Raw genomic sequence first — 25283 nt, 5'->3', positions numbered from 1 at the left:
GATCACCTTTGGTCGTAGTGCCAGGCTCCGGGCCGATGACGCTTGTAGGCTGGGAGCGTGTTGGATTCAGAAAAGCCTACCCTCATGATCATCGATGGCCATTCCCTGGCGTTTCGGGCGTTCTTCGCCCTGCCCGTGGACAGCTTCCAGACCCGGGACGGGCAGCACACGAATGCCATTCATGGCTTCCTGTCCATGCTGTTGAGCCTGCTGCGCAACGAAAAGCCCACGCACATCGCCGTGGCCTTCGACATCTCACGCGCGTCCTTCCGAACCCGCGAGTACCCTGAGTACAAGGGCACGCGCAATGCCACTCCGGTGGAATTCCTCGGCCAGATCCCCCTGCTGCAGGAAGCCCTTGCGGCCATGAACATCACGACCATCACCAAGGAGGATTTCGAGGCCGACGATATCCTCGCGACCCTGTCGGTGCGGGGTGCCGAAGCGGGATTTGACGTGCTGGTGGTGTCCGGTGACCGCGACACAATCCAGCTGGTCAATGACAAGGTGACCTTGCTGTACCCGGCCAGCCAGGGTGTATCTGCCCTCACGCGCTACGACCCGGCACGAGTTCGTGAGCGCTATGGCGTGGACCCCGGCCAGTATCCGGATGTCGCGGCCCTCGTGGGAGAGACGAGCGACAACCTGATCGGCGTCTCCAAGGTCGGCGAGAAGACGGCGGTTAAATGGCTTGGCCTGTATGGCAGCCTCGACGGAATCCTCGAGCACGCAGACGAAATCAAGGGTGTCGTCGGTAACAACCTGCGAGAGCAGAAGGAGAACGCGATCCGCAATCGCCGCCTGAATCACCTCATCACGACCTTGGAGTTGCCTGTCGGTCCGAACGACCTCACGCGCGTGCCGATGAATGCGGATGCCGTACGTGATGTCTTCACCCGCCTCGAGTTCAAGACCCTTCTTGACAGGGTTCTGAAGATCGAGGGCGCAGAGGCGCCTTCAGCATCCGCTGGACCTGAATCGAGCCCGGCTGCGGAAGAGATTCCCGCAGCGCCCGTCGCGCCCCCCGCGCAGGACCTGCTAGACGAGGAACTCGCGGCCTGGATCGCGCGATCTACGGCTGCCGCCCCTGCGGGGCTGGGCTTCACCGTCGAGACCTACGAGGGCAAGGCGATCGGCTTCGGTCTGTCCAGCCTCACGGAGACCATCAACCTGCCGTGGCAGGCTGGCCGCGCCGACTACGCGCCGGTGGAAGCCTGGCTCGCCAGCGACGCTCCCAAGATCATGCACGACGCGAAGAACCAGATCAAGGCCCTGCGTCGAAGCGGCGTCGCCTTCGCCGGGCTTGTCATCGATACTCTCGTGGCGGGCTGGCTCATGCGGCCGGGCGCACCGGACAAGACCCTGGCCGACCTTGTCAGCCGCTACCTCCAGGAAGAACTTCCTGTCACAGACCCCAACCAGCTGGTACCGGATGAGTCGGCCGGGGGTGGCGTGCCGATGCAGGCCTGGTACACCCTGCGCGTTGCGGCCGCCGTGATCGAGACACTCGATTCGGGATCCCTCCGCGTACTCTCCGACATCGAGATGCCCACGTTGATGGCCCTGGTCGACATGGAGCTCACCGGCGTTGCCGTCTCCCACGACCAGCTATCAACGCTGTCCCACGAGTTGGGCGAGAAGACCGCACTGCTCGCCACGAGCGCCTATGCGGAGATCGGCCGCGAGGTCAATCTCGGTTCCCCCAAGCAGCTGCAGGATGTTCTCTTCACTCAGCTGGAGATGCCGAAAACCCGCTCGAACAAGACGGGCTTCTCAACGGATGCCGGTGCCCTCGCCGATCTGCAGGCGAGCAACCCGCATCCGTTCCTCGACCTGCTCCTGAAACACCGCGACGCCACGAAGCTGCGCCAGATCGTGGAAACCCTGGACAAGGCAATCGATCCGACCGGTCGCATCCACACCACCTACGTGCAGATCGGATCCTCCACAGGTCGCATCTCATCGACCGACCCCAACCTGCAGAACATCCCCGTGCGCACGGAGGAGGGTCGCCGCATCCGTGCCGCCTTCCAGGCCGGCGCCGGCAGCGAATGTCTACTCACGGCCGACTACTCGCAGATCGAGATGCGCATCATGGCGCACCTGTCGGAAGATGCCGGACTCATCGAAGCGTTCAACGCGGGGGAGGACCTGCACCGTTTCGTTGGCTCGCGGATCTTCGGCGTCGCTCCGGAAGACGTGTCCTCCGAAATGCGCAGCAAGGTCAAGGCGATGTCCTACGGGCTTGCCTACGGGCTGAGCGCCTTCGGCCTGTCGAAGCAGCTGCGCATCGAATCGAAGGAGGCGAAGCAGCTGATGACCGACTACTTCGCCCGATTCGGGGCGGTGCGTGACTACCTGCGCCACGTGGTCGAACAGGCCAAGGTCGATGGGTACACCGAAACGATCTTCGGTCGACGTCGCCCGTTCCCTGAGTTGCACAGCCCCAACCGCGCGCTTCGGGAAAACGCCGAACGCGCCGCGCTCAACGCTCCGATTCAGGGATCCGCCGCCGACATCATGAAGATCGCCATGAACGGAATTGCCAGTGATCTCGGGCAGCACAACATGGAATCAAGCATGTTGCTCCAGGTCCATGACGAGTTGATTTTCGACGTGGCCCCTGGGGAGTGGGACGCGCTCCGGGATGTGGTGACCCACCGAATGAGCACTGCAGTCGAACTGCTGGTGCCGCTCGACGTGCAGGTCGGCCGGGGTGCCAACTGGGACGACGCTGCGCACTGATTCAGAAAAAATACCGGTAGACCGCCTGCTCGTGTAACGTGATTTTCAGCGCGTTTGACGCCGGCAGACCACGCGGTTTGCCGGTCAGTCACCGCCGGGGAATACAAGGACCAAGGCCGTGTCGCCAGGGAATTCAGAAGAGGGTACTGCCCACGTGACACCGCCCGATCCCTCCGGCGCGCCGATCCGCAGCGTGTCCGCACAGGACATCCCCCTTCTGGTCGAGTCTGCCCCTGACGCCATGGTCGTCACGAACTCACACGGCGAAATCGTCCTCGTGAATGCGCAGGCCGAGCGCCTGTTCGGGTATCCGCGGGAAGAACTCCTCGGTGAGAATATCGAAATGCTCATTCCGGCTCGCCTGAGGCGGCACCATCAAAGACATGTCGACGCGTATGCGCAATCTCCGCATTTTCGGCCGATGGCATCCACCCTGTCTATTCACGCCGAGCACAAGAACGGATCGGAATTCCCGGTCGAGGTGAGCCTCAGCCCCCTCAGTACGGCCGGAGGCGTTCTCGTCTCCAGCGCGATTCGGGATATTTCAGATCGCCAGCGAGTCGAAACGGCCTCTCGGATGCTGGCAGCCCTCGTGGAATCGTCGAGTGATGCGGGCAGTTTCGAGGTTGAGGTGGCGACGGGCGAGCGACAGTGGTCGGCGGGATTTCGACGGATTTTCGGCTTCTCCGACGACCAGAAACCGTCCACGGACCTTGTACTCGCCGCGGTGCATCCAGAGGACCGGCAGCGGGTCGAGGCCACCATCGACGAGGTGAATGTGGGCGGAACTGCCACGGACATCGCGTTCAGAATCGTGCGGCCCTCTGGCGAAATTCGCTGGGTGCGGTCGCGCACCAACGTGGGCTACGTGCTCGACGGGTCCCCGTGGCGCGTGCTCGGCACCATGCTCGATGTCACGGACATGCACGTCGCGGTGGCCAAGTTGAACCTTGCCGAGGCTAATTGTGAACTGGGGTTCGATCGATCGCTAATCGGCATGGCGATCGTCGACGTGGCCGGACGATTCCTGCGAGTGAATCCCGCGACCTGCGAGCTACTGGGCCGCGACCAGGACGGAATCCTCGGTCATTCCTTGTCGGATTTCCTAGACCAGGACCCCCTCGGGCCAGCGCAGCGCCTGCTCGTCGGGGCGGAAGGATCCCAGACTGAGGTCCGCTGCGTTCGCCCGGGCGGGGAGATTCTGTGGGTGGAAGAAACCATCTTCTCTGTTCCGCACGCGGATCCGGCCTCCCCGACCTCGTTCGTCCAGCTGCGCAACATCACCGGTCGACGCCAGGCGGAGCAACTTCTGGAGTTTCAATCCCTGCATGATCCGCTCACTGGTCTCGCCAACCGGCGTCTGCTCGCGTCGACCTTGGAGGATTCCCTCGCCCGGGCCCGAGTGTCCGGCTGCCCGGTCGGCGTCCTGTTCTTCGACCTGGATAAGCTCAAGCAGATCAACGATGCGTACGGTCGCACCGTGGGCGACCGCATCGTGCTGGAGCTCGTCAGACGCATGCACTCCATCGTGCGCGCCACCGACATTCTGGCCCGTTTCGGCGGCGGAGAATTCGTGATCGTCTGTGAAAATCTCACGTGGCCAAACACCCAACGGCTGGTCGATCGGATCGTGCGACTCGACACGGAACCGTTCGTCATCCAGGGGCGGGACATCTTCATGACCGTCAGCGTGGGAATCGTCGTGGCCGAGGGACACGAGAATGTCGCTGACGTGCTGAGCAATTCTGAAAGTGCCATGTACCAGGCGATGACCTCGGGGCGCGGCCAATCCAGTCTCTACGCCGCAGAGACCCATCAGGCATCGTCCGACCGATTCAAACTCGAACTCGAGCTCGCCCGTGCCCTCGATAATGGGGAGCTCCGCGTTTTTTACCAGCCCATTATCGAACTCTCCACACGAGACGTCTCCGGTTTTGAAGCACTTATTCGGTGGCATCATCCCACCCGGGGATTGATACCTCCCATGGATTTCATCCCCATCGCGGAGGAGAGCGGTTTGATCGTTCCGATCGGGCAGTGGGTTCTGCGCGAGGCTGCCGCGCAAGCCATGCGCTGGCTGGAAATGGAGGAACACGGGCGCGGGCTGACGATGGCCGTGAACCTGTCGATTGTGCAGCTCAGGGATCCCGGTTTGCTGGGGAATGTGCTCGAGGTGCTGACAAAGACGGGGCTGGATCCGCACTCGTTACACCTCGAGATCACCGAATCCATGGTGATTCACGATTTTGAGACTGCGCTGGACACGCTGCACGCCTTGCATGCCCTGGGGGTTCAGCTCTCTGTCGATGATTTCGGTACCGGGTATGCCGCCCTCGGCTATCTCCGCACGATGCCCGTGCAGACCCTGAAGATCGACAAATCGTTTATCGACCCGCTGGTCGGACATGACCCACGCTCGCTGTCGATCGTCGAGGCCATTGTGAGCCTCGCGCGCGCCCTCGATCTCGATGTGATTGCCGAAGGGGTCGAATCCGTCGAGCAGATGGTCGAGCTCCAACGGATCGGCACCCACCTCTGCCAGGGCTACCTCTTCTCACGACCCTTGCCGGCCGAGGAGATTCCCTCGTGGCTCCGCGAATTCCGCCTGCGCGCGGCTCCCTGACCTGCGAGAGAGACCGCGAACGTGGGGATTCCTCCGCAGGTGCCCTCGTCGCGTGTCCTAGGCTCTAGCCATGACACACGACACTGCGCGAACTGCCACGGCAATCGACCAGATCGCCGAGGCGTGGGTTGATACCCTCGTCGATCTCGACCCCACGGTGGGCACCTACATCGGCCGCACGGAGGGAGACGGACGCTTCGGCGATTTCTCTCCGGCCGGCCACGAGCGCTTCATCGCTGAGGCACAACAGGTCATCACCCTGCTGGATGCGGCCACCGCCGTAGACGACGTGGACACGGTGACCAAGACCGACCTTCGGAGTACCCTTGCTCTCGACGTGGAGAGCTCCGATGCTGAGTTGCAGCTGCGGGACCTGAACGTCATCGCATCCCCGGCCCAGGGCATCCGTGACATCTTCGACCTCATGCCCACTGACACGGTCGAAGACTGGTCGAACATTTCCTCTCGCCTCGGCGCGGTGCCGGCCGCGATCGACGGCTACATCGAGACTCTTCGCCTGGGAATTGAGAAGGGGGTCACGCCAGCCCGGCGCCAGGTTCGCGAGGTACTCGCGCAGGTGCGACGGCACCAGGCCAACGATGGCTTCTTTGCACACTTCGCGGCCGATGCCAGCCTGAAGAGCGGCAACCTGCCCGCTTCGCTCGCGAACGACCTGAATGCCGGCGCGCGCGTGTCCGCGGCCGCCTACCGCAAGCTCGGTGACTTCCTGGGGGGCGAACTCGACGCCGCAGCCACCGAGGAGGACGCCATCGGCCGTGACCTGTATGCGTTGCAATCGCGCCAGTTTCTCGGCGCGACGATCGACCTCGACGAAACCTACGACTGGGGCATCGAAGAACTCGGCCGCATGGTGGCCGAGCAGGAGAGCATCGCCGACCAGATCAAGCCCGGGGCGAGCGTCCTCGAGGCCATCGCTTTTCTCGACACCGACCCGAGCCGCAAGCTGCACGGCACGGCCGCCCTGCAGAAGTGGATGCAGGAGACGAGCGACCACGCCGTCGCAGAGCTCTCGAAGACCCAATTCGACATCCCCGACGAGATCAAGACCATCGAGTGCATGATCGCCCCCACCCAGGAGGGTGGAATCTACTACACGGGTCCCACCGACGACTTCTCGCGCCCGGGCCGCATGTGGTGGTCTGTGCCCGTCGGCATCACCGAATTCGACACCTGGCGTGAGCTCACCACCGTGTACCACGAGGGTGTTCCGGGTCACCACCTGCAGATCGGTCAGGCCGTCTACAACCGCGCGACACTCAACACGTGGCGTCGCCAGCTCGCCGGAACGTCGGGCCACGCCGAGGGCTGGGCGCTCTACGCTGAGCGCCTGATGGAGCAGCTCGGCTTTCTCGACGACCCGGCCGACCGTCTCGGCATGCTCGATGGACAGCGGATGCGCGCTGCTCGCGTGGTCCTGGACATCGGAGTGCATCTGGGCAAGAAGCGCCCCGATGGCAAGGGCGTGTGGACCGCTGATTACGCGTTCGACTTCCTGCGCCAGAACGTGAACATGAACGACAGCTTCGTGAAGTTCGAGGTCAACCGGTACCTCGGCTGGCCCGGCCAGGCCCCGTCATACAAGGTGGGACAGCGCATCTGGGAGCAGCTTCGCGACGAGGCGGCAGCCCGGGAAGGCGCCGCCTTCTCGATCAAGGACTTCCACCGCCGGGCGCTCAATCTCGGCGGGGTCGGACTCGACACCCTCCGCTCCGCCCTGCTGAACTAGCCCAGTGGTCGGTCGCTCGCCGTACGAGGTTGCCCTCTGCGGCGACCTCACCGGTCTGCATCCGCGTTTGGTCGCCTACTTCTCGGCTATCCCCGTTGGCCACCACGGTCTCGGTTGGGGCTCGTTCGACACTGTAGGGACCCCTCGGCGGTGGCTCTGGCCGTTGCTGGCTCTGCTGGCCCGCGAGGGGGTGCTGTTCCCGGTCTGGGAACACGACGTCGCTTTCCGCGTGGTCAACCGGCCGGGAGCTGGCCTGGTCGCGGCCGTTCGGCGCTTCGATTTCGCGGCCGGCCCTCGGCACATGGTCGATTCCATCTCAACGGATGCCGAGGGTCTCCGCGACACCCTCGGGCGCAGCGGGCGCATGGAAACGCGTCTTCGTGCCCGTATCGTCGACGAGGCCCTGCATCTGGATTCCACGCAGGTCGCCGTGCGCTTCTTCGGGCGGAGCCTGCCGGTGCCGCGCTTCTGCGCGCCCACGGTCCACCTCCGGGAGAGCTTCGACGATCTCGCCGACCGCCAGCGTGTGCGGCTCACGGTCGACCTTCCGCTCGTCGGTAGGGTGTACGAATACGTCGGATCTTTCCGGTATTCGATTCAACCCGGGGAGGCACCCTCATGAGCAGGCGCATTGTCATCGCCGGTGGCTCCGGCTTCATCGGGCGATACCTCGCCGAAACGTTCCGCGCGAACGGCGACGTGGTCGACATTGTCGGGCGTCAGGGGCAGGACGCGGCGTGGGGAGAGACCGCCGCCATCACCACCCTCCTCGACGGTGCCGACCTGCTCATCAACCTGGCCGGCAAGAGCGTGAACTGCCGGTACACGTCTGCCAACAGAGCGGAGATCCTGCGTTCGCGTGTGGAGACCACCCGGGAATTGGCAACCGCGGTGCAGGCCTGCGCCGTACCGCCCCCCGTCTGGCTGAATTCCTCGACGGCAACGATCTACCGGCATGCTGATGACCGCGCGATGACCGAGGCGTCCGGAAATATCGGAGCGGGGTTCTCAGTGTCTATTGCCACCGCCTGGGAGGCGGAATTCTTCCGAGCCGACCTGCCCGGCACACGACGTGTGGCCCTGCGGATGGCGATCGTCCTCGACGACGGAAGCGCCCTGCGCCCCCTCATGCGCCTGGTGAAGGCTGGCCTCGGCGGGCCGCACCTGGACGGTCGCTGGTTCGCCTCCGCCGCGCGGCGGACGGCGGGAACCTTTCATGAGGTAGGTACCCGACACGGCAGGCAACGATTCAGCTGGATCCACATCGAGGACGTGCGCGGCGCCATCCGCTTTCTTACCGAACATCCCGAGATCGACGGCGTCGTTAATCTCTCTGCCCCTGAGGTCTCTGATAACCGCACGGTGATGCGCACGCTCCGACGGCTGCTGCGGGTGCCCGTAGGCCTGCCGGCACCGCGCTGGCTGCTCGAGTTCGGAACGGCCATGATTCGAACCGAGACCGAACTCGTCCTGAAGAGTCGCTGGGTGATTCCGGAGCGACTGCTCGAGAGTGGTTATCGCTTCTCCTATTCGCACCTCGAACCCGCGCTTCGCGCCATTATTCACGGTTCGGCGCGGTCGGCTCGGCTTGCCCCGGACCACGTCTGATAGCTAGGATGAAATGTCACGTTTGTGACGAACTATCCGCTGCCACGCGCGGAACACCCATTTTGCATCACATCAGTTTTCTTGCCGCGTGTGGCCTAATTAATGCCCATCCTGGAGCAACTACTACATGACAATCGCAACGACCGAACGGGCACCCAAGCAGGTCGCCATCAACGACATTGGATCTGCTGAAGACTTTCTTGCCGCGGTCGAAAAGACTCTGAAATTCTTCAACGACGGCGACCTCATCGAAGGCACCGTAGTGAAGATCGACCGCGACGAGGTTCTCCTCGACGTGGGCTACAAGACCGAGGGTGTCATCCCCTCCCGCGAACTCTCCATCAAGCACGACGTTGACCCTTCCGAGGTTGTCAAGGTCGGCGACCTGGTCGAGGCCCTCGTTCTTCAGAAGGAAGACAAAGAAGGCCGCCTCATCCTCTCGAAGAAGCGCGCTCAGTACGAGCGTGCATGGGGCGATGTTGAGAAGATCAAGGAGGCCGACGGTGTTGTCACCGGTTCGGTCATCGAGGTCGTCAAGGGTGGACTCATCGTTGACATCGGACTTCGTGGCTTCCTGCCGGCTTCGCTCATCGAGCTTCGCCGCGTTCGCGACCTGACCCCGTACCTGGGCCAGGAGATCGAGGCCAAGATCCTCGAACTCGACAAGAACCGCAACAACGTTGTGCTGTCGCGTCGTGCGCTGCTCGAGCAGACTCAGTCCGAGAGCCGCACCACGTTCCTCAACAACCTCCAGAAGGGACAGGTCCGCAAGGGCGTCGTCTCGTCGATCGTCAACTTCGGTGCGTTCGTCGACCTGGGTGGCGTTGACGGTCTGGTTCACGTCTCCGAGCTCAGCTGGAAGCACATTGAGCACGCCAGCGAGGTCGTCGAGGTCGGTCAGGAAGTCACCGTCGAGATCCTCGAGGTTGACCTTGACCGCGAGCGTGTCTCGCTGTCCCTCAAGGCAACGCAGGAAGACCCGTGGCAGGTATTCGCCCGCACCCACGCCATCGGCCAGGTTGCACCGGGTAAGGTCACCAAGCTCGTTCCCTTCGGCGCGTTCGTTCGCGTTGCAGAGGGCATCGAGGGTCTCGTGCACATCAGCGAGCTGTCCGGCAAGCACGTCGAGCTCGCCGAGCAGGTTGTTTCTGTCGGCGACGAGGTCTTTGTCAAGGTCATCGACATCGACCTCGAGCGTCGCCGCATCTCGTTGAGCCTCAAGCAGGCCAACGATGGTGTCGACCCCGAGGGCACCGAGTTCGACCCGGCGCTCTACGGAATGCTCACCGAGTACGACGACAAGGGTCAGTACAAGTACCCCGAAGGCTTCGACTCCGAGACCAACGAGTGGCGCGAAGGCTTCGACGAGCAGCGCGAAAAGTGGGAGCAGGACTACGCTGCAGCCCAGGCTCGCTGGGAAGCCCACAAGAAGCAGGTTGCTTCCGCGAACGACGAGATCGCTGCCCCCAGCGACGTCGCTCCGGCCGGCTCTGCCTTCTCGAGCGAGTCGGCTGGCGCCGGCACGCTCGCCGACGACGAAGCACTCGCGGCCCTCCGCGAGAAGCTGTCCGGCGGCAACTAGCACCGAAGCACTACCAGCACCACGCACGACGAAAACAGGCCGTACCCCTTGGGGTGCGGCCTGTTTTTTTCCTCATCCGTACGCACAACCGGTGATTCTGCGACACGCGGTGTCGAACCGGCTGGGGTAACCCCACGGCGTCCTGCGCGGCGTGTCGCGAAAATTACCGGTTTTGCCCGCGGTCAGTGACCGATAGCATTGCTCGGATGTATCTCATTGCACTCACCGGCGGGATCGCGTCGGGCAAGAGCACCGTCGCGGCACGCCTCGCTGAACGCGGAGCGGTGCATATCGACGCCGACCTGCTCGCCCGTGAGGTTGTAGCGCCCGGCACACCCGGACTAGCCGCCATCGCCGCTGAGTTCGGCAACGCGGTGCTGACATCCGACGGGAGTCTGGACCGGGCCGCCCTGGGCGCGATCATCTTCACCGACGCGGAGAGTCGGGAACGTCTCAACGTCATCACGCACCCCCAGGTGTGGAGCCGCACGCAGCAGCTCATCGAGGAGGCGGGAGCGAAAGACCCGCACGCCATCGTGGTGTATGACGTGCCCCTGCTGGCTGAAGCGGCGGCGGACCGCCGGCTGGCCTTCGACCTCATCGTCGTCGTGCACGCCGAGGCAGACACCCGGATCGAACGGATGGTCAGCCAACGCGCTCTCAGCCACGCCGAAGCATCCGCTCGCATCCGCTCCCAGGCCAGCGATGAGGAACGCCTGGCTATTGCCGACGTCGTGATCGACAACACGGGAACGATCGAGCAGACCCTGATTCAAGCCGACGAAGTCTGGGAGCGCGCACGGCGTGCTGTCGGTGGCGTTTTGTAGAATATCCCTATGGAACCCACGCGCTCAGTCAACCCGTTCGAGGTCGTCAGCGAGTACACCCCGAGCGGCGATCAGCCCTCCGCGATCGCCGACCTCACCGCCCGCATCAACGCGGGTGAAACCGACATCGTTCTGCTCGGTGCCACGGGTACGGGTAAGTCGGCGACCACGGCCTGGCTCATCGAGCAGGTGCAGCGGCCCACGCTCGTGCTCGCGCACAACAAGACCCTCGCGGCCCAGCTCGTGAATGAGTTTCGCGAGCTGATGCCCAACAACGCGGTCGAGTACTTCGTGTCGTACTACGACTACTACCAGCCGGAGGCCTACGTACCGCAGACCGACACCTTCATCGAGAAGGACTCCTCGATCAACGAGGAGGTGGAGCGGCTGCGCCACTCCACCACGAACTCCCTGCTCAGCCGCCGTGATGTCATTGTGGTGTCCACGGTGTCGTGCATCTACGGCCTCGGCACGCCGGAAGGCTACATGGAGGCCATGGTTGCCCTCCAGGTGGGCCAGAAGGTCAGCCGGGACTGGCTCGTGCGCAAGTTCGTCGCCATGCAGTACCAGCGCAACGACGTGGACTTCTCCCGCGGAAACTTCCGCGTGCGCGGCGACACGATCGAGATCATCCCGATGTACGAAGAGCTCGCCATTCGCATCGAGATGTTCGGCGACGAAATCGAGGCCCTGCACAGCCTGCACCCGCTGACCGGGGACATCGTGCGCAAACTCGACTCCGTGGCCGTTTTTCCTGGCTCCCACTACGTGGCGAGCAACGACGTGATGCAGCGCGCGATCGGCACCATCCAGACAGAACTCGCCGAACGTCTCGAACAGCTCGAACGCGAGGGCAAACTGCTCGAGGCCCAGCGGCTGCGCATGCGCACGACGTTCGACCTCGAGATGATGGAGCAGATCGGCTTCTGCTCCGGCATTGAGAATTACTCGCGGCACATTGATGCCCGGCAGGCGGGGGAGGCCCCGCACTGCCTGCTCGACTACTTCCCAGATGACTTCCTGATGGTGATCGATGAGTCGCACGTGACGGTGCCACAGATCGGCGCCATGTACGAGGGGGATTCCTCGCGCAAGCGCACTCTGGTTGAACACGGTTTCCGGCTGCCCAGTGCGCTCGACAACCGCCCGCTCAAATTCAACGAGTTCAAGAATCGGGTCGGCCAGACCGTGTACCTGTCCGCGACGCCGGGCAAGTATGAAATGGGAATCGCCGACGGCATCGTGGAGCAGATCATTCGCCCGACCGGCCTGATCGACCCGCAAATCGTGGTCAAGCCGAGCGCAGGCCAGATCGACGATCTGCTCGAACAGATCAAGATCCGCACCGAGCGCAACGAACGTGTGCTGGTGACGACCCTCACCAAGAAGATGGCCGAGAACCTCACCGACTTCCTCACCGAGGCCGGGGTTCGGGTGCGCTACCTGCACTCCGACGTCGACACACTCCGGCGTGTGGAGTTGCTCACGGAGCTGCGGGCGGGCATCTACGACGTGCTTGTGGGCATCAACCTGCTGCGTGAGGGGCTCGACCTGCCGGAGGTGTCGCTCGTGGCCATCCTCGACGCCGACAAGGAGGGCTTCCTCCGCTCTGCCACTTCGCTCATCCAGACCATCGGGCGCGCCGCCCGAAACGTGTCGGGCGAGGTGCACATGTACGCCGACCGGCTCACCGCGTCGATGGAGAAGGCTATCGACGAGACCGACCGCCGGCGCGAGAAGCAGGTCGCGTACAACACGCTGCATGGCATCGACCCCACCCCGCTGCGCAAGCGCATAGCCGACATCACCGACGTGCTCGCCCGTGAGGAGGCCGACACCGCCGAGCTGCTGGCGGGGCGTGACGCCCGGCGCAAGGGCTCGTCGACCACTCGCCGGGTGGGGCTGGCCGCCAACGGCGCGAACGATCTCGAGTCGATCATTGCCGACCTCAACTCCCAGATGCTCGAGGCCGCCGGTGAACTGAAGTTCGAGCTGGCCGCGCGCCTCCGTGACGAACTCTCCGAGCTCAAACGTGAACTCCGCCAGATGGAGAAGGCCGGCCACCTGCAGTAGGCCCGCACCCTCGCGGCACTCGTTTGCGCGCCCGGCACCCGTTCAGACGAGTGCCGGGCGGCGGGATGAGTGCCACGACCGCGGATGCTGCCGGGGGGTCAATCGAACGCGGACCGATTGCTGAACCGGGTGCGGTTGCCGCTCGCGGTGAGGGCCGCGCCGATCGCCACGACCACCGGCAGTGCCACGACGATCAGCGCCAGTTGCAGCCACGGCGGGGCGAACGGCAGCAGTGACTGTCCCGACGTGTCGCGGGTCAGCGAGAGAGCCAGTGACGGCACCAGGCCGAGCAGCACTCCGATGACGCTGCCGAGGCCCACGATCACCACCGCCTGCCAGAAGCCGAACGCCCGCCGTACTCGGGGTGAGGCCCCGAGCGACGTGAGCACCGCGTTGTCTCGGTGCCCGTCCGCTCGGGCGAGCCCGATGGTGATCGTCGCTGTGACCAGGGCGATGATGGTTGTGAGGGTGAGCAGCGCCCAGCTCCAGGCCGCCCCATACAATTCCGGACCCTCCTCCACCTCCACCTCAAGGTACGAAGACACCGCAGCGACTGCCCCCGTCACAGAGTCGGTCTGTGCCACGGTGGGCGCGGCGCCGAGGGTGCTCATGACCAGCGATGGCCGATGGTCCATGTTCAACGCGTCCGCCGTGGACTCGAGCATGAAGATCGCGTAGGGCAGTGGATGCTGGGGTTTCTGCACGCTTCCAGCCAGCGTGGTGCTGCGTTGGGGAGCCTGCGCCGAGTCGAGAGTGGGCCTCCAGTCGAGGGTGATCGTTCCGTCAACGAGGTACTGGTCATAGGTGCTGACCGCGCCGCCCGCAGCCAGGGTTGCCGAAGATTCCGTGGAGACCGGCTCGCCGAGTATGGCGGCGAGGTCGGCGCTGTCGCCGACCCAGATGTGATCATCTCGGACCGACATCATGGTGGCGAGGTAGGAGGGAGTGGGGCAGCGGATGTCGGTGGGCGTCTCCGCCGGACTCGCACCGTAACGGCCGGCGTCGCTGGGGCACACCGTCTCTGGGTCGATTCGGGGGTAAGGAAAAACGGGCGCGTCGGCGGGCGGGGCGATAGCGCTGCCGTCCGGATTCGACTCACCCTCGGAGTAGAAATAGGCCGAGGGTGGTTCTGCTGCGCTGCTCAGGAGCCGCGCCCCCTGCGCCGGAAAACTACTGTTCAAGGCGGCAACGACCTCGGGCCCCGTCTGCTGCAGTTCATAGCCGTAGGGTGGCGTGTCGACGTACGCGTTGAGGTTCACCACAGCGGTGTGGAGGGGGGCCGAGAAGCTGTACCCCTTCGTAGAATTCACCTCGAAGGTGGCCACGAGGCTCATCGCGAACGAGGCTACGAAGACACAGCTCATGATGGCCGCAAGGGCGGGAACGCTGCGACCGGGGTTGCGAGCGACATCGCGGGTTGCCAGCCTCGCACCCGGGCCGAATCGTGACGCCGACCGAGTGGCCCATCGCAGAATAAGCGGAGCGATGAACACGGCACCGATCTGCATGAGCACCGGGCCGGCGATGATGAGCCCGATGCCCACATTGGACGATACCTGCCGGTAAACGGGAGCATATGCGTTGACCTGCACAAGGCCTCCGACGACAGTGACCACCGCTCCCAGAACGAAAAGGGCGATCCCGGCGATCGGGCGGCGTCGCGTGGGTTTGGGCGGTCGCTGGGCACCCCGGAGCGCCGCCAGAACATCGATCTTGCCGGCAGCGCGAGCCGGAACCGCAGCCGCGCACCAGCCGGCCAGAACAGCGGCGGCTGCGATGACCAGCAGGGAGATCACATCGAGGTGGAAGCCGGGATACCGGCTAGCGCTGCCATTCGCCGAGAACCACATGAACAGCCACGCGGCACCGAGGCCGAGCGCTGTTCCCACGGCTGCACCGAGAGTGCCGAGAATGACGCCGCCATAGGAGACGACGCGAAAGAACAGGCGACGGTCGCCGCCTGTGCTGGCGAGAGTAGCAAGCGTGCGTTGTTGGGTTCGGGCGCCTACCGTGAAGGCGGCACCAGCGAGGAGAGCCACCTCGAACAGGGCAAACCCGCCCAGCAGTGTGATGAAGACGCTGATCGTGCCTGAAGCAGACCCATACCGGTCGAAGCCCTCGTCATAGGTTCCTCTGGGTGGCGGGTCGAGGAGCACGTCGCGCGAGAGCACGGTGGCTCCTTGTTTGTTGAGTTCGCCGATCTCTGTCCATGTCAGGGCGGTGTCGGGCAGGTACCACTCAGTCATCAGGTCGGAATCGTCGGGCAGGGCGCCGTCGAAGACGCCGGGCAGTCCGTAGAACGCGATAGCCGCGTCGTCAAGGCTGGCGCTGCGGAGTGTGCCCACGATGGTGAACGCCCCGGCGGTGGGCGCGGTGAACGTTGCGGTCGATCCGATCGCCGTTCCGAGGCGGTCGAGCGTGGCGGGAGTCACCATGATCTCGTCGTCATGAGTGGGCACGGCACCCGCCGTGACGTTCCATTTTCCCGCGAACGCGGGGTCCCATGGTTGTCCCTGTACGGCCGGAAAGGAGCCGAGACCGTTTTTCGTCTCGGCAACGACGGCCGTCGACCTGATCGACAGCAGTCGCGTGCTCGCAGGAAACAACGATGCCGCGGTCATCGGGGCGGATTCCGGGGACGGACCGTCCGTGATAACACCGTCGTTGCTGTGGTTCCAATACGCGTCGTTCAGCGGGCTCTGTGTCAGAGTCGTTTGGGGAGCGGACACGATTCGTACCCGGGCCTCGGTTGACCCGAGCTCGAGAACGGCGTGCTCGGCGGGGGTGGCCTCGTTGCTCGCCACGACGGTGGTGATTCCCACCATGCCGAGCACGGGGATCGCGACGAGGAGGACAACCAGGGCGCTGCGGCCGGGGGACTGGCCGGCCATGCGACGGGCGATCCGGAACGCGATCCTTGTCCCACCGAAACGCCCACCAGAACGTCCGCCCGAGAGGGAGCCCCGTTCGCGGCTCATGCCGAGGGCCCGGGCAGCAGGCTCGACACCGCGGAGGCGCGCGACTCATCCACGATTCGTCCGTCGCGCAGGAAGACGACTCGGTCGGCCCAGGCCACGTGCCGGGCATCGTGGGTCACCAGGATGCCGCCGGCGCCGGCATCCACCCGGGAACGCAGCATCCGCAGCACGAGTTCGCCGGTGGTGCTGTCGAGGGCTCCGGTGGGCTCGTCGGCGAGGATCAACGACCGGCCGCCCACGACGGCCCGGGCGATCGCCACCCGCTGCTGCTGGCCGCCCGACAGGTCGGACGGATAATGGTGGGCTCGGTCACCCAGTTCGACTAGGTTGAGGGCATCCCGAGCGGGGTGCCGCGCCTTCTTCGAGGTCCATCCGTCGAGTTCGAGCGGCAGGCTCACGTTTTCAAGGGCGGTGAGCGAGGGAATCAGGTTGAAGTCCTGAAAAACGAAACCGAGGCTTCGCCGACGCAGCGTGGCGAGTTCCTTGGCGGAGAGCTGGCTCAGCCAATGACCCTCCACGATCACTTCACCGGCTGTCGGCGGGGTGAGCCCGCCGGCAACGGTGAGCAGGGTCGATTTGCCCGAACCGGATGCCCCCATCACCGCCACGAGTTCACCGCGCCGTACCGTGAGGTCAACCCCCGAGAGCGCCGTGATCGCGGTCTCGCCGCGCCCGTACTGCATCGACACGCCGTCGAGCTGCAGCAGCGTGTCACCTTCTGTTGCGCGGCCGGTCATGCGTTGTGCTGCGCCGTCTTCGCGGGGCGACCGCGCTTGGGCACGTCGGTGTTGAGTGGAAGCGGGGCAGCGAAGCCGGCGGCCCGCGCCCGAGTGAGCCGGCTCTCCGAATGGTCGAGCCAGCGCGCTTCGGCCTCTGCCGCGAAGATCAGGGAGTCGATCACGAGTAACCACGCCAGTTCCTCAGAAGACTCAGGGTCGGCAGTCGTATTCTTCGTCCGGGTCAGCTCCTGCAGGGTACGCATCGTTGCGGTGCGCTGCACCTGGATGACCCGAGAGATGTCGACGCCCGGCAGTGTGACGGCGATCGCGAGCTTGATGGCGAGTTCGTCACGGGTGGCCATGGTGCGCACGACGGGGGAGCCGAGCCACTCGGCCACCTCCGCGCGTCCGGCAGCCGTGATCTCCACGTAGTTCTGACCGTCGGCGTCGATATCTGCCTTCTGCACCAGCCCGTCCCGCTCGAGCCGGTCGAGGGTGTTGTAGATCTGGCCCACGTTGAGCGGCCAGGTCGACCCGGTGCGCCGGTCGAATTCGGCGCGCAACTGGTAGCCGTAGCACGGTCCCTGATCGAGGATGGCGAGCAGACTCTGGCGAACGGACATACGGCCTCCGACAATTCGAACTAATAATAATTACTGAGTATATACATACTCGGCAGGTCGCCGGAGGATCCATACCTGTACGGGACTGTCAGCAGCGCTGCGTAGACTCAGTGAGTGTCGATTACGAAGGTAAATAACGGTTCCAAGCTCAGTGTTCGCGGCGCCCGCGTGCACAATCTCCACAACGTCGATCTCGAGATTCCTCGAGACTCGCTCGTCGTGTTCACCGGTCTCTCCGGTTCCGGAAAATCGTCGCTCGCCTTCGACACGATCTTCGCCGAGGGCCAGCGTCGGTACGTGGAATCTCTCTCGGCCTACGCCCGCCAGTTCCTCGGGCAGGTCGACCGCCCCGACGTCGACTTCATCGAGGGCCTGAGCCCGGCTGTCTCGATCGACCAGAAGTCCACCAACCGCAACCCGCGCTCCACGGTGGGCACCATCACCGAAATCTACGACTACATGCGCTTGCTCTGGGCACGCATCGGTGTTCCCCACTGCGCCGTCTGCGGTGAAGTCATCCAGTCGCAGACCGTGCAGCAGATCGCGGACCAGCTCATGGAGCTGGACGCTGGCGTTCGGTACCAGGTGGTCAGCCCCGTGGTGTCCCAGAAGAAGGGCGAATTCGTCGATCTCTTCCAGGAACTCGCCGGCGGGGGGTACTCCCGGGCTATCGTCGACGGCTCGCAAATCCAATTGAGCGAACCACCCGCCCTGAAGAAGCAACAGAAGCATGACATCTCAGTTGTCGTGGACCGCCTCGTCGCCGGCCCGGAACTGCTCAGCCGCCTGACGGATTCCCTCGAAACAGCTCTCAAGCTCACCGACGGCATCGTGCAGATCAACTTCATCGACCGTGAGGGCGATGCCGCGTGGCAGAGCTATTCCGAGAAGCTGTCGTGCCCGAACAACCACCCCGTGCAGCTCACCGAGATAGAGCCCCGCACGTTCTCGTTCAACGCTCCGTTCGGCGCCTGCCCGGAGTGCTCCGGCCTCGGCACCCGCATGTCTGTCGACGAAGACCTGTTGCTGGGCGACCCCGACCTCAGCATCGCCGAGGGCGTCGTGCTGCCCTGGACAACACAGGGCAAGGGACTGTTCCAGTACTACGAGAAGCTCCTCGACGGGCTCGCTCGCGACCTCGACTTCTCTCTCGACACCCCGTGGTCAGGTCTCACTCCCGAGGTTCAGAACGCCGTCATGCGCGGTGACAACTTCGAGGTGCGGGTGAAGTGGAAGAACCGCTACGGCCGCGAGATGAGCTACACCTCTGGTTTCGAAGGTGTCGTGCCCTACATCGAGCGCCAGTACCTTCAGGCTGAGAGCGATACCCAGCGCCAGCGTTGGGCGGAATACCTGCGGGAGGTCGACTGTCACGTCTGTGGCGGAACACGCCTCAAGCCGGAGGTGCTCGCCGTCACGGTGTACGGGTCGAGCATCGCCGACGTCTGTGCGCTCAGCCTGAGCGACGCGCGCGTCTTCATGGACGAGCTCGTCCTGACCGACCGGGAGGCGGCCATCGCCGCGCAGGTGCTCCGCGAGATTCGCGCGCGTCTCGACTTCCTCATCCGGGTAGGACTCAACTACCTCAACCTCGCCCGCGCAGCCGCCACACTCTCGGGCGGCGAGGCGCAGCGCATCCGCTTGGCGACCCAGATCGGCTCTGGACTCACCGGCGTGCTCTACGTGCTCGACGAGCCCAGTATCGGCCTGCATCAGCGAGACAACCGCCGTCTGATCGAAACGTTGATCACCCTGCGCGATCTCGGCAACACCCTCATTGTGGTCGAGCACGACGAAGACACCATCAAGACCGCCGACTGGATCGTGGACATTGGACCGGGCGCCGGCGTCAACGGCGGCCACGTCGTGCACTCCGGGTCGTACGAGAACCTGCTCGCCAACAAGAATTCCCTCACCGGCGATTACCTCGCGGGCCGCAAATCCATCGCGACGCCCACGACACGTCGGCCGATCGATCCCGAACGAGTGATCACCGTAACCGGGGCCTCGGCCAACAACCTGCAAAAGGTCTCGGCGACATTCCCGCTCGGCACCTTCACCGCCGTGACCGGCGTGAGCGGTTCGGGCAAATCATCCCTCGTCAACGACATCCTGTACCGGGTGCTCGCCAACCGGCTCAACGGAGCACGAAAACTGCCCGGCAAGCACACCCGGGTCACCGGCCTTGACCACCTCGACAAGGTCATCCATGTGGACCAGGCCCCGATCGGGCGCACCCCGCGTTCCAACCCCGCCACGTACACGGGCGTCTTCGACAAGATCCGTACCCTGTTTTCCGAGACGATCGAATCGAAGGCCCGGGGATACCTTCCCGGCCGGTTCAGCTTCAACGTCAAGGGGGGCCGCTGCGAGGCTTGTTCCGGAGACGGCACGATCAAGATCGAGATGAACTTCCTGCCCGACGTCTATGTCGCCTGCGAAGTGTGTGGGGGAGACCGCTACAACCGGGACACCCTCACCGTGCACTACAAGGGCAAGAACATCGCCGAAGTACTCGACATGCCCATCAGCGAGGCCGCCGACTTTTTCGAGCCCATTTCGTCGATCCACCGATTCCTGAAGACGCTGGTCGAGGTGGGCCTGGGCTATGTTCGCCTCGGGCAGAGTGCCACGACGCTCTCCGGTGGAGAGGCGCAGCGAGTGAAACTCGCCACCGAGCTGCAGCGCCGCTCCAACGGCCGGAGCGTCTACGTTCTCGACGAACCCACCACCGGACTGCACTTCGAAGACGTGCGCAAGTTGCTTCTCGTGCTGAATAGCCTCGTCGACAAGGGAAACACCGTCATCGTGATCGAGCACAACCTCGACGTCATCAAGTCCTCGGACTGGGTCATCGACCTGGGGCCAGAGGGAGGCTCCGGCGGCGGTAGGATCCTCGCGACCGGCACACCGGAGCACCTGGCGACGGTCAAGAAGAGCCACACCGGCATGTTCCTGAAGGAGGTTCTGGCCGCGGGTTGACCCGTCGTCCAGCATCATGGCTGATGTATTGAGCTACCGCCCGAGGACCGGCGAGATCCCCACGACCCCCGGCGTCTATCGTTTCAGCGACGATTCCGGGCGCGTGCTCTATGTCGGCAAGGCGAAGAATCTGCGCGCCCGGCTGGCGAACTATTTCGCGCCCCTCCACAGTCTCCACGAGCGCACCCGCCGCATGGTCACAACCGCATCAGCTCTCGAATGGACGGTCGTGGGCACGGAGGTCGAGGCCCTGCAACTGGAGTGGACCTGGATCAACGAGTTCGATCCGCCGTTCAACGTGAAATTCAAGGACGACAAGTCTTACCCCTATCTCGCGGTGACTCTCGCAGACGAAGCTCCGCGGGCGCTGATGACCCGCACGGCCGGCATCCGTGGTGCACGGTACTTCGGCCCGTACCCCCAGGTTTGGGCGGTGCAGCAGACCATCGAGCTCATGCTCAAGGCCTTCCCGATCAGAACGTGCAACAACGCCAATTACAAACGGGCGATGCAGAGTGGAAAACCCTGTTTTGCGAGCCAAATCGGCCGCTGTTTCGGCCCGTGTTCGCAGAATGTGTCGGTAGAGGAACACCGGGCGCGGGTAGACCAGTTCGTCAGCTTCATGGGATCGCAGGACCGAAAGCTCATCAACAAGCTCACCGCCGAGATGAAGGAAGCCGCCGCGGAGCAACACTATGAGGTCGCGGCCAAGCGCCGCGACCAAGTGACGGCGCTCACGGCCATCCTTGAGAAGAGCGCCGTTGTACTCCGCGACACCGTCGATATCGACCTGTTCGCGATCGAGCAGGATGAGCTGGCGGCAGCGGTGCAGATGTTCATCGTGAGGGGCGGTCGAGTGAGGGGCGTGCGCGGTTGGATGCTCGACAAGGAACTCGATGTCTCCACCGGAGACCTCATCGACTCGGTCATGCAGACCGCCTACACCGGCGCCGCGGTCCCGCCGCGCGAGATCATCGTGCCGGAACTGCCCGATGACGCAGAGGCGATGGAAACCTGGCTCGCCGGCATCTCGCAGCGCAAGGTGCGCATCGTGGCCGCGCAACGCGGGGAGAAGGCCGCCCTGCTCGCGACCGCGGCGCAGAATGCCAAGCAAGCCCTCATGCTCTACAAGACTCGGCGAAGCTCCGACTTTGTGGCGCGATCCAAGGCTCTGGAAGACATCCAGGAGGCTCTGGGCATGCCCGCTGCTCCCCTGCGGATGGAGTGTTACGACGTCTCCCACCTGAGCGGCACCAATATTGTGGCGTCGATGGTGGTCTTCGAAGACGGACTCCCGCGAAAAGACGACTACCGCCGCTTCAGCATTCCGGAATCCACCGACGACACCGATTCCATCTACCGAACGCTGATGCGCCGCCTGGCCTACCTCGCACCGAGCGCGGAGTCCGATGAGCAGCAACCGGACCCGGCTTCACCGACCGGACTGGAGCAGATCGAACAGAAGCGCAAGAAATTCCGCTATCAGCCCAATCTGCTCATCGTGGACGGCGGGCAGCCCCAGGTAGCGGCCGCGGCGCGCGCGCTGGCCGATTCGGGCGTCACGGGCATCCAGCTCTGCGGGATTGCCAAGCGGTTGGAAGAAATTTGGCTCCCCGACTCCGACTACCCGGTCATTCTCCCGCGTAACAGCGATGCCCTCTTTCTGATCCAACGTATTCGTGACGAGGCGCACCGGTTTGCCATCACCCACCAGCGTGCCCGCCGCAAGAAGGATATTTCGAGTGTGCTGAGTGAGATACCTGGACTCGGACCCGCGCGGGTCAAGGTGCTGCTTCAGCATTTCGGATCCGTTGCACGGCTGAAAGAGGCCACCGAGGAGTCGATTTCGGAGGTTCGGGGCGTCGGTCCGCAGCTCGCTGCCACGATCCATCACCACCTGCGGGCATAAATGCCCCGCCTGATCGGTAGGCTTGAGAGTCTGATCAACTTCGACCGAAGGCGCATTTGAGAATGACAACGGATCCCGACAAGCAGGAACTGCTGATCGTCACGGGAATGTCCGGGGCGGGACGCTCGACCGTGGCGAACGCGCTCGAGGATCTCGGCTGGTACGTCGTCGACAATCTTCCCCCGCAAATGCTTCGGCCGCTCGTGGAACTGGTTGAGCGCGCCGGCACGAACCTGCCGAAAATCGCAGCCGTCGTTGATATTCGTGGCCGGGACCTGTTCGGAGATTTTCGTGAGACCGTGCAGTCCCTGCGCAGTGGCATTCAGGTTCGCGTTGTCTTCCTCGAGGCTCGGGACGATGTGCTCGTGCGTCGATTCGAGTCCGTGCGACGTCCGCATCCGCTGCAGGGCGAGGGAACGTTGCTTGATGGGATTTCGGCGGAGCGCGCCCGGCTCCTCGTGGTTCGTGAGTCCAGTGATATCGTCATTGACACGTCGGACCTCAACGTTCACCAGCTTGCCACGGCGACAACTGAGCTGTTCGCGGCCGAAGGCACGGCTGGTGTGCAGGTCACGATCATGAGTTTCGGCTTCAAGTATGGCCTTCCAACGGACGTCGATATGGTCGCCGATGCTCGATTCCTGCCGAACCCCTTCTGGATCCCCGAACTGAGAGGGCACACGGGGCAGGACGCCGAGGTGCGTGACTTCGTGCTGGCCCAGGAAGGAGCAGGCGAATTCATCGATCGCTATGCCGCCGCGTTGGAACCCGTGCTCGCCGGTTACCAGCGGGAGAACAAACGGCATGCGACCATTGGTATCGGGTGCACGGGCGGTAAACACCGTTCCGTCGCCATGGCCAGGGAGCTCGGATCCCGGCTCGAAAAACTTCCCGGCGTTGTGGTGAACATCAAACACCGCGACCTCGGACGCGAATAAGCAAGGGCGCCACTGCCTCGCACGGCCGTTGGTCACCCAGCGGCCGCCCCAGCACCGCCCGAACAACAGAATGGAAATACGATTGGCACTCACCGCCGACGTTAAAGACGAACTCTCCCGCGTTGAGGTATCCAAAACCACCGTACGCGCGGCCGAGCTCGCAACAATCCTCCGGTTCTCCGGCGGACTTCACCTGATCAGCAGCCGCATCGCTATCGAGTCGGAACTTGATACGGCGATCCTCGCCCGTCGCGTACGGAAAGACCTCGCCGAGCTCTACGGGGTTCGAAGCGATGTTCAGGTCATCGCGGCGTCGGGACTTCGACGCACGAATCACTACCTCGTTCGTGTCATCGAGGGCGGCGAAACCCTTGCTCGACAGACCGGGCTCCTCGACGCCCGCCGACGGCCGATCCGAGGCCTGCCGAATCGACTGACAACGGGTTCGAAGGAAGAAATCGCTGCCGTTTGGCGTGGTGCGTTTCTGGCCAATGGCACCCTGACCGACCCTGGACGTTCTGCGGCCCTCGAGATCGTCTGCCCCGGCAACGAGTCGGCAATGGCGCTCGTCGGCGCAGCAGGTCGACTCGGCATCGCGGCCAAGGCACGGGAAGTTCGTGGCGTGCATCGTGTCGTCATCCGCGACGGCGACGCCATCGGCGCGATGCTCGTGCACATGGGTGCACAGAACACAGTGCTCAGCTGGGAGGAACTGCGTCAGCGTCGGGAGGTTCGCGCGACCGCGAACCGCCTGGTCAACTTCGACGATGCCAACCTCCGCCGGTCGGCCGAGGCCGCAGTTGCCGCCTGCGCACGGGTTCAGCGCGCCATGGACATTCTTGGCGAGGACATTCCCGAGCACTTGCGGTACGCCGGCGAGTTGCGCCTGAGCTTCCGCGACTCGAGCCTGGACGAGCTCGGCCACCACGCCGATCCGCCCATGACGAAGGACGCCGTGGCCGGCCGCATTCGGCGGCTGCTCGCGATGGCGGACAAGAAAGCTGTCGACAGGGGAATTCCCGGAACTGACGTTCCTTTTCCCGTGCACCCCGACGACGTGCACCCGGATGACGCGTCCCCCAAATGACGTCTGAAGACGCATTCAGAGTCTGAACAAACCACCTGACTAGACTGAAAAAGTCGCTTACAACGCCTGCGGCGGAATCGTCCGCAGGCATCACTCAAGAGGAGACAAGCAATGGCTGAATATACCCTTCCCCAGCTCGACTATGACTACTCGGCGCTTGAGCCCAGCATCAGCGGCGCCATTATGGAGCTGCACCACAGCAAGCACCATCAGGCCTACGTGACGGGAGCGAACACCGCACTCGCGCAGCTCAAGGAAGCCCGCGACTCCGGAAGCCTCGCCAACGTCAACAAGCTGCAGAAGGACCTCGCCTTCAACCTCGGCGGCCACGTCAACCACTCGATCTTCTGGACCAACCTGTCCCCGAATGGCGGAGACAAGCCCACCGGCGAGCTCGCGGCGGCGATCGATGATTTCTTCGGTTCCTTCGACAAGTTCCAGGCACACTTCACTGCGGCGGCGCTGGGCGTGCAGGGCTCCGGTTGGGCTGTCCTCGCCTGGGACTCCATCGGCCAGCAGCTGATCGTGCAGCAGTTCTTCGACCAGCAGTCCAACTTCGCCGCCGGCATCGTGCCCGTGCTGATGTTGGATGTCTGGGAGCACGCCTACTACCTCGACTACCGCAATGTGCGTGCAGACTACGTCAAGGCGTTCTGGAACATCACCAATTGGGCGAACGTGCAGGAGCGCTTCACCGTCGCTCGTGAGAAGACGAACGGCCTCCTGCTACTCTCGTAGCGTGCTGGCCTCTTAACGAGTCGGCGTCCCCGCACCGTGGGGGCGCCATCGCTCGTTAGCTCATAATTACACCCCCATAACCACCCGACGACGGCACCGCGTGT

General features: G+C 64.0%; 16 protein-coding genes. 13 read left to right on the top strand and 3 right to left on the bottom strand.

Annotation, left to right across the window (positions count from 1 at the left end; all coding sequences use genetic code 11):
- Nucleotides 1-57 precede the first annotated feature (57 nt).
- From polA to uvrB, 8 genes are all read left to right on the top strand, one after another.
- Nucleotides 58-2745, top strand: coding sequence for a DNA polymerase I (gene polA, locus BJ997_RS09170; protein ID WP_035836467.1), 2688 nt, complete (start codon nt 58-60; stop codon nt 2743-2745).
- A gap of 154 nt (nt 2746-2899) precedes the next feature.
- Complete coding sequence (locus tag BJ997_RS09165; protein WP_035836466.1) at nt 2900-5368, top strand: sensor domain-containing protein; 2469 nt, start codon at nt 2900-2902, stop codon at nt 5366-5368.
- Between the two features lie 70 nt (nt 5369-5438).
- The gene (locus BJ997_RS09160) at nt 5439-7115 is read left to right on the top strand and encodes a DUF885 domain-containing protein (protein ID WP_183323401.1); all 1677 of its coding nucleotides are present in this window, start codon (nt 5439-5441) and stop codon (nt 7113-7115) included.
- A gap of 4 nt (nt 7116-7119) precedes the next feature.
- Complete coding sequence (locus tag BJ997_RS09155) at nt 7120-7737, top strand: DUF4166 domain-containing protein (protein WP_035836465.1); 618 nt, start codon at nt 7120-7122, stop codon at nt 7735-7737.
- On the top strand, nt 7734-8723 hold the full coding sequence (locus tag BJ997_RS09150) for an epimerase (protein WP_035836464.1): 990 nt from the start codon (nt 7734-7736) through the stop codon (nt 8721-8723). The genes BJ997_RS09155 and BJ997_RS09150 overlap by 4 nt, the downstream gene beginning before the upstream one ends.
- Before the next feature lie 127 nt (nt 8724-8850).
- The gene (gene rpsA / locus BJ997_RS09145) at nt 8851-10305 is read left to right on the top strand and encodes a 30S ribosomal protein S1 (protein ID WP_035836463.1); all 1455 of its coding nucleotides are present in this window, start codon (nt 8851-8853) and stop codon (nt 10303-10305) included.
- A gap of 206 nt (nt 10306-10511) precedes the next feature.
- On the top strand, nt 10512-11132 hold the full coding sequence (coaE, locus tag BJ997_RS09140; protein ID WP_035836462.1) for a dephospho-CoA kinase: 621 nt from the start codon (nt 10512-10514) through the stop codon (nt 11130-11132).
- 9 nt (nt 11133-11141) lie between these two features.
- Entirely contained in the window at nt 11142-13205 is a 2064-nt protein-coding gene (uvrB, locus tag BJ997_RS09135; protein ID WP_183323399.1) for an excinuclease ABC subunit UvrB, read from the top strand.
- A gap of 98 nt (nt 13206-13303) precedes the next feature.
- On the opposite strand, the gene BJ997_RS09130 is transcribed toward uvrB, so the two are convergent.
- The 3 genes from BJ997_RS09130 to BJ997_RS09120 form a co-directional block, all read right to left on the bottom strand.
- On the bottom strand, nt 13304-16096 hold the full coding sequence (locus BJ997_RS09130; RefSeq protein WP_183323397.1) for an FtsX-like permease family protein: 2793 nt from the start codon (nt 16094-16096) through the stop codon (nt 13304-13306).
- An 83-nt stretch (nt 16097-16179) separates the two neighbouring features.
- Nucleotides 16180-16920 carry an ABC transporter ATP-binding protein gene (locus tag BJ997_RS09125; protein WP_035835959.1) on the bottom strand — a complete coding sequence of 247 codons (741 nt, stop codon included), beginning with the start codon at nt 16918-16920 and terminating at the stop codon, nt 16180-16182.
- Nucleotides 16917-17525 (bottom strand): PadR family transcriptional regulator, encoded by a 609-nt coding sequence (locus tag BJ997_RS09120; RefSeq protein ID WP_035835958.1) that lies wholly within the window; start codon nt 17523-17525, stop codon nt 16917-16919. The genes BJ997_RS09125 and BJ997_RS09120 overlap by 4 nt, the downstream gene beginning before the upstream one ends.
- 114 nt (nt 17526-17639) lie before the next feature.
- On the opposite strand from BJ997_RS09120, the gene uvrA reads away from it, so the two are divergent.
- The 5 genes from uvrA (at nt 17640) to BJ997_RS09095 (ending at nt 25179) form a co-directional block, all read left to right on the top strand.
- Nucleotides 17640-20507, top strand: coding sequence for an excinuclease ABC subunit UvrA (gene uvrA / locus BJ997_RS09115; RefSeq protein ID WP_183323395.1), 2868 nt, complete (start codon nt 17640-17642; stop codon nt 20505-20507).
- 16 nt (nt 20508-20523) lie between these two features.
- Nucleotides 20524-22416 (top strand): excinuclease ABC subunit UvrC, encoded by a 1893-nt coding sequence (uvrC, locus tag BJ997_RS09110; protein WP_035835957.1) that lies wholly within the window; start codon nt 20524-20526, stop codon nt 22414-22416.
- 62 nt (nt 22417-22478) lie between these two features.
- Nucleotides 22479-23354: an RNase adapter RapZ gene (gene rapZ / locus BJ997_RS09105; RefSeq protein WP_035835956.1), complete on the top strand. Its 876-nt coding sequence runs from the start codon at nt 22479-22481 to the stop codon at nt 23352-23354.
- A gap of 82 nt (nt 23355-23436) precedes the next feature.
- Nucleotides 23437-24441 (top strand): DNA-binding protein WhiA, encoded by a 1005-nt coding sequence (gene whiA / locus BJ997_RS09100; RefSeq protein WP_035835955.1) that lies wholly within the window; start codon nt 23437-23439, stop codon nt 24439-24441.
- A 111-nt stretch (nt 24442-24552) separates the two neighbouring features.
- Nucleotides 24553-25179 carry a superoxide dismutase gene (locus tag BJ997_RS09095; RefSeq protein WP_035835954.1) on the top strand — a complete coding sequence of 209 codons (627 nt, stop codon included), beginning with the start codon at nt 24553-24555 and terminating at the stop codon, nt 25177-25179.
- Nucleotides 25180-25283 lie beyond the last annotated feature (104 nt).

It is taken from the genome of Cryobacterium roopkundense (genome assembly GCF_014200405.1).
GTDB lineage: Bacteria > Actinomycetota > Actinomycetes > Actinomycetales > Microbacteriaceae > Cryobacterium > Cryobacterium roopkundense.
The sequence above is the reverse complement of the archived record's forward strand: the minus strand, read 5'-3'. Positions and strand labels throughout refer to the sequence as shown.

Excerpts from the sequence above, each read along its gene's own strand:
- BJ997_RS09120 (WP_035835958.1), bottom strand. The coding sequence starts at position 17,525 with ATGTCCGTTCGCCAGAGTCTGCTCGCCATCCTCGATCAGGGACCGTGC.
- BJ997_RS09150 (WP_035836464.1), top strand. The coding sequence starts at position 7,734 with ATGAGCAGGCGCATTGTCATCGCCGGTGGCTCCGGCTTCATCGGGCGA.
- uvrC (WP_035835957.1), top strand. The coding sequence starts at position 20,524 with ATGGCTGATGTATTGAGCTACCGCCCGAGGACCGGCGAGATCCCCACG.
- BJ997_RS09160 (WP_183323401.1), top strand. The coding sequence starts at position 5,439 with ATGACACACGACACTGCGCGAACTGCCACGGCAATCGACCAGATCGCC.
- uvrB (WP_183323399.1), top strand. The coding sequence starts at position 11,142 with ATGGAACCCACGCGCTCAGTCAACCCGTTCGAGGTCGTCAGCGAGTAC.
- BJ997_RS09125 (WP_035835959.1), bottom strand. The coding sequence starts at position 16,920 with ATGACCGGCCGCGCAACAGAAGGTGACACGCTGCTGCAGCTCGACGGC.
- coaE (WP_035836462.1), top strand. The coding sequence starts at position 10,512 with ATGTATCTCATTGCACTCACCGGCGGGATCGCGTCGGGCAAGAGCACC.
- rapZ (WP_035835956.1), top strand. The coding sequence starts at position 22,479 with ATGACAACGGATCCCGACAAGCAGGAACTGCTGATCGTCACGGGAATG.
- rpsA (WP_035836463.1), top strand. The coding sequence starts at position 8,851 with ATGACAATCGCAACGACCGAACGGGCACCCAAGCAGGTCGCCATCAAC.
- BJ997_RS09095 (WP_035835954.1), top strand. The coding sequence starts at position 24,553 with ATGGCTGAATATACCCTTCCCCAGCTCGACTATGACTACTCGGCGCTT.
- BJ997_RS09130 (WP_183323397.1), bottom strand. The coding sequence starts at position 16,096 with ATGGCCGGCCAGTCCCCCGGCCGCAGCGCCCTGGTTGTCCTCCTCGTC.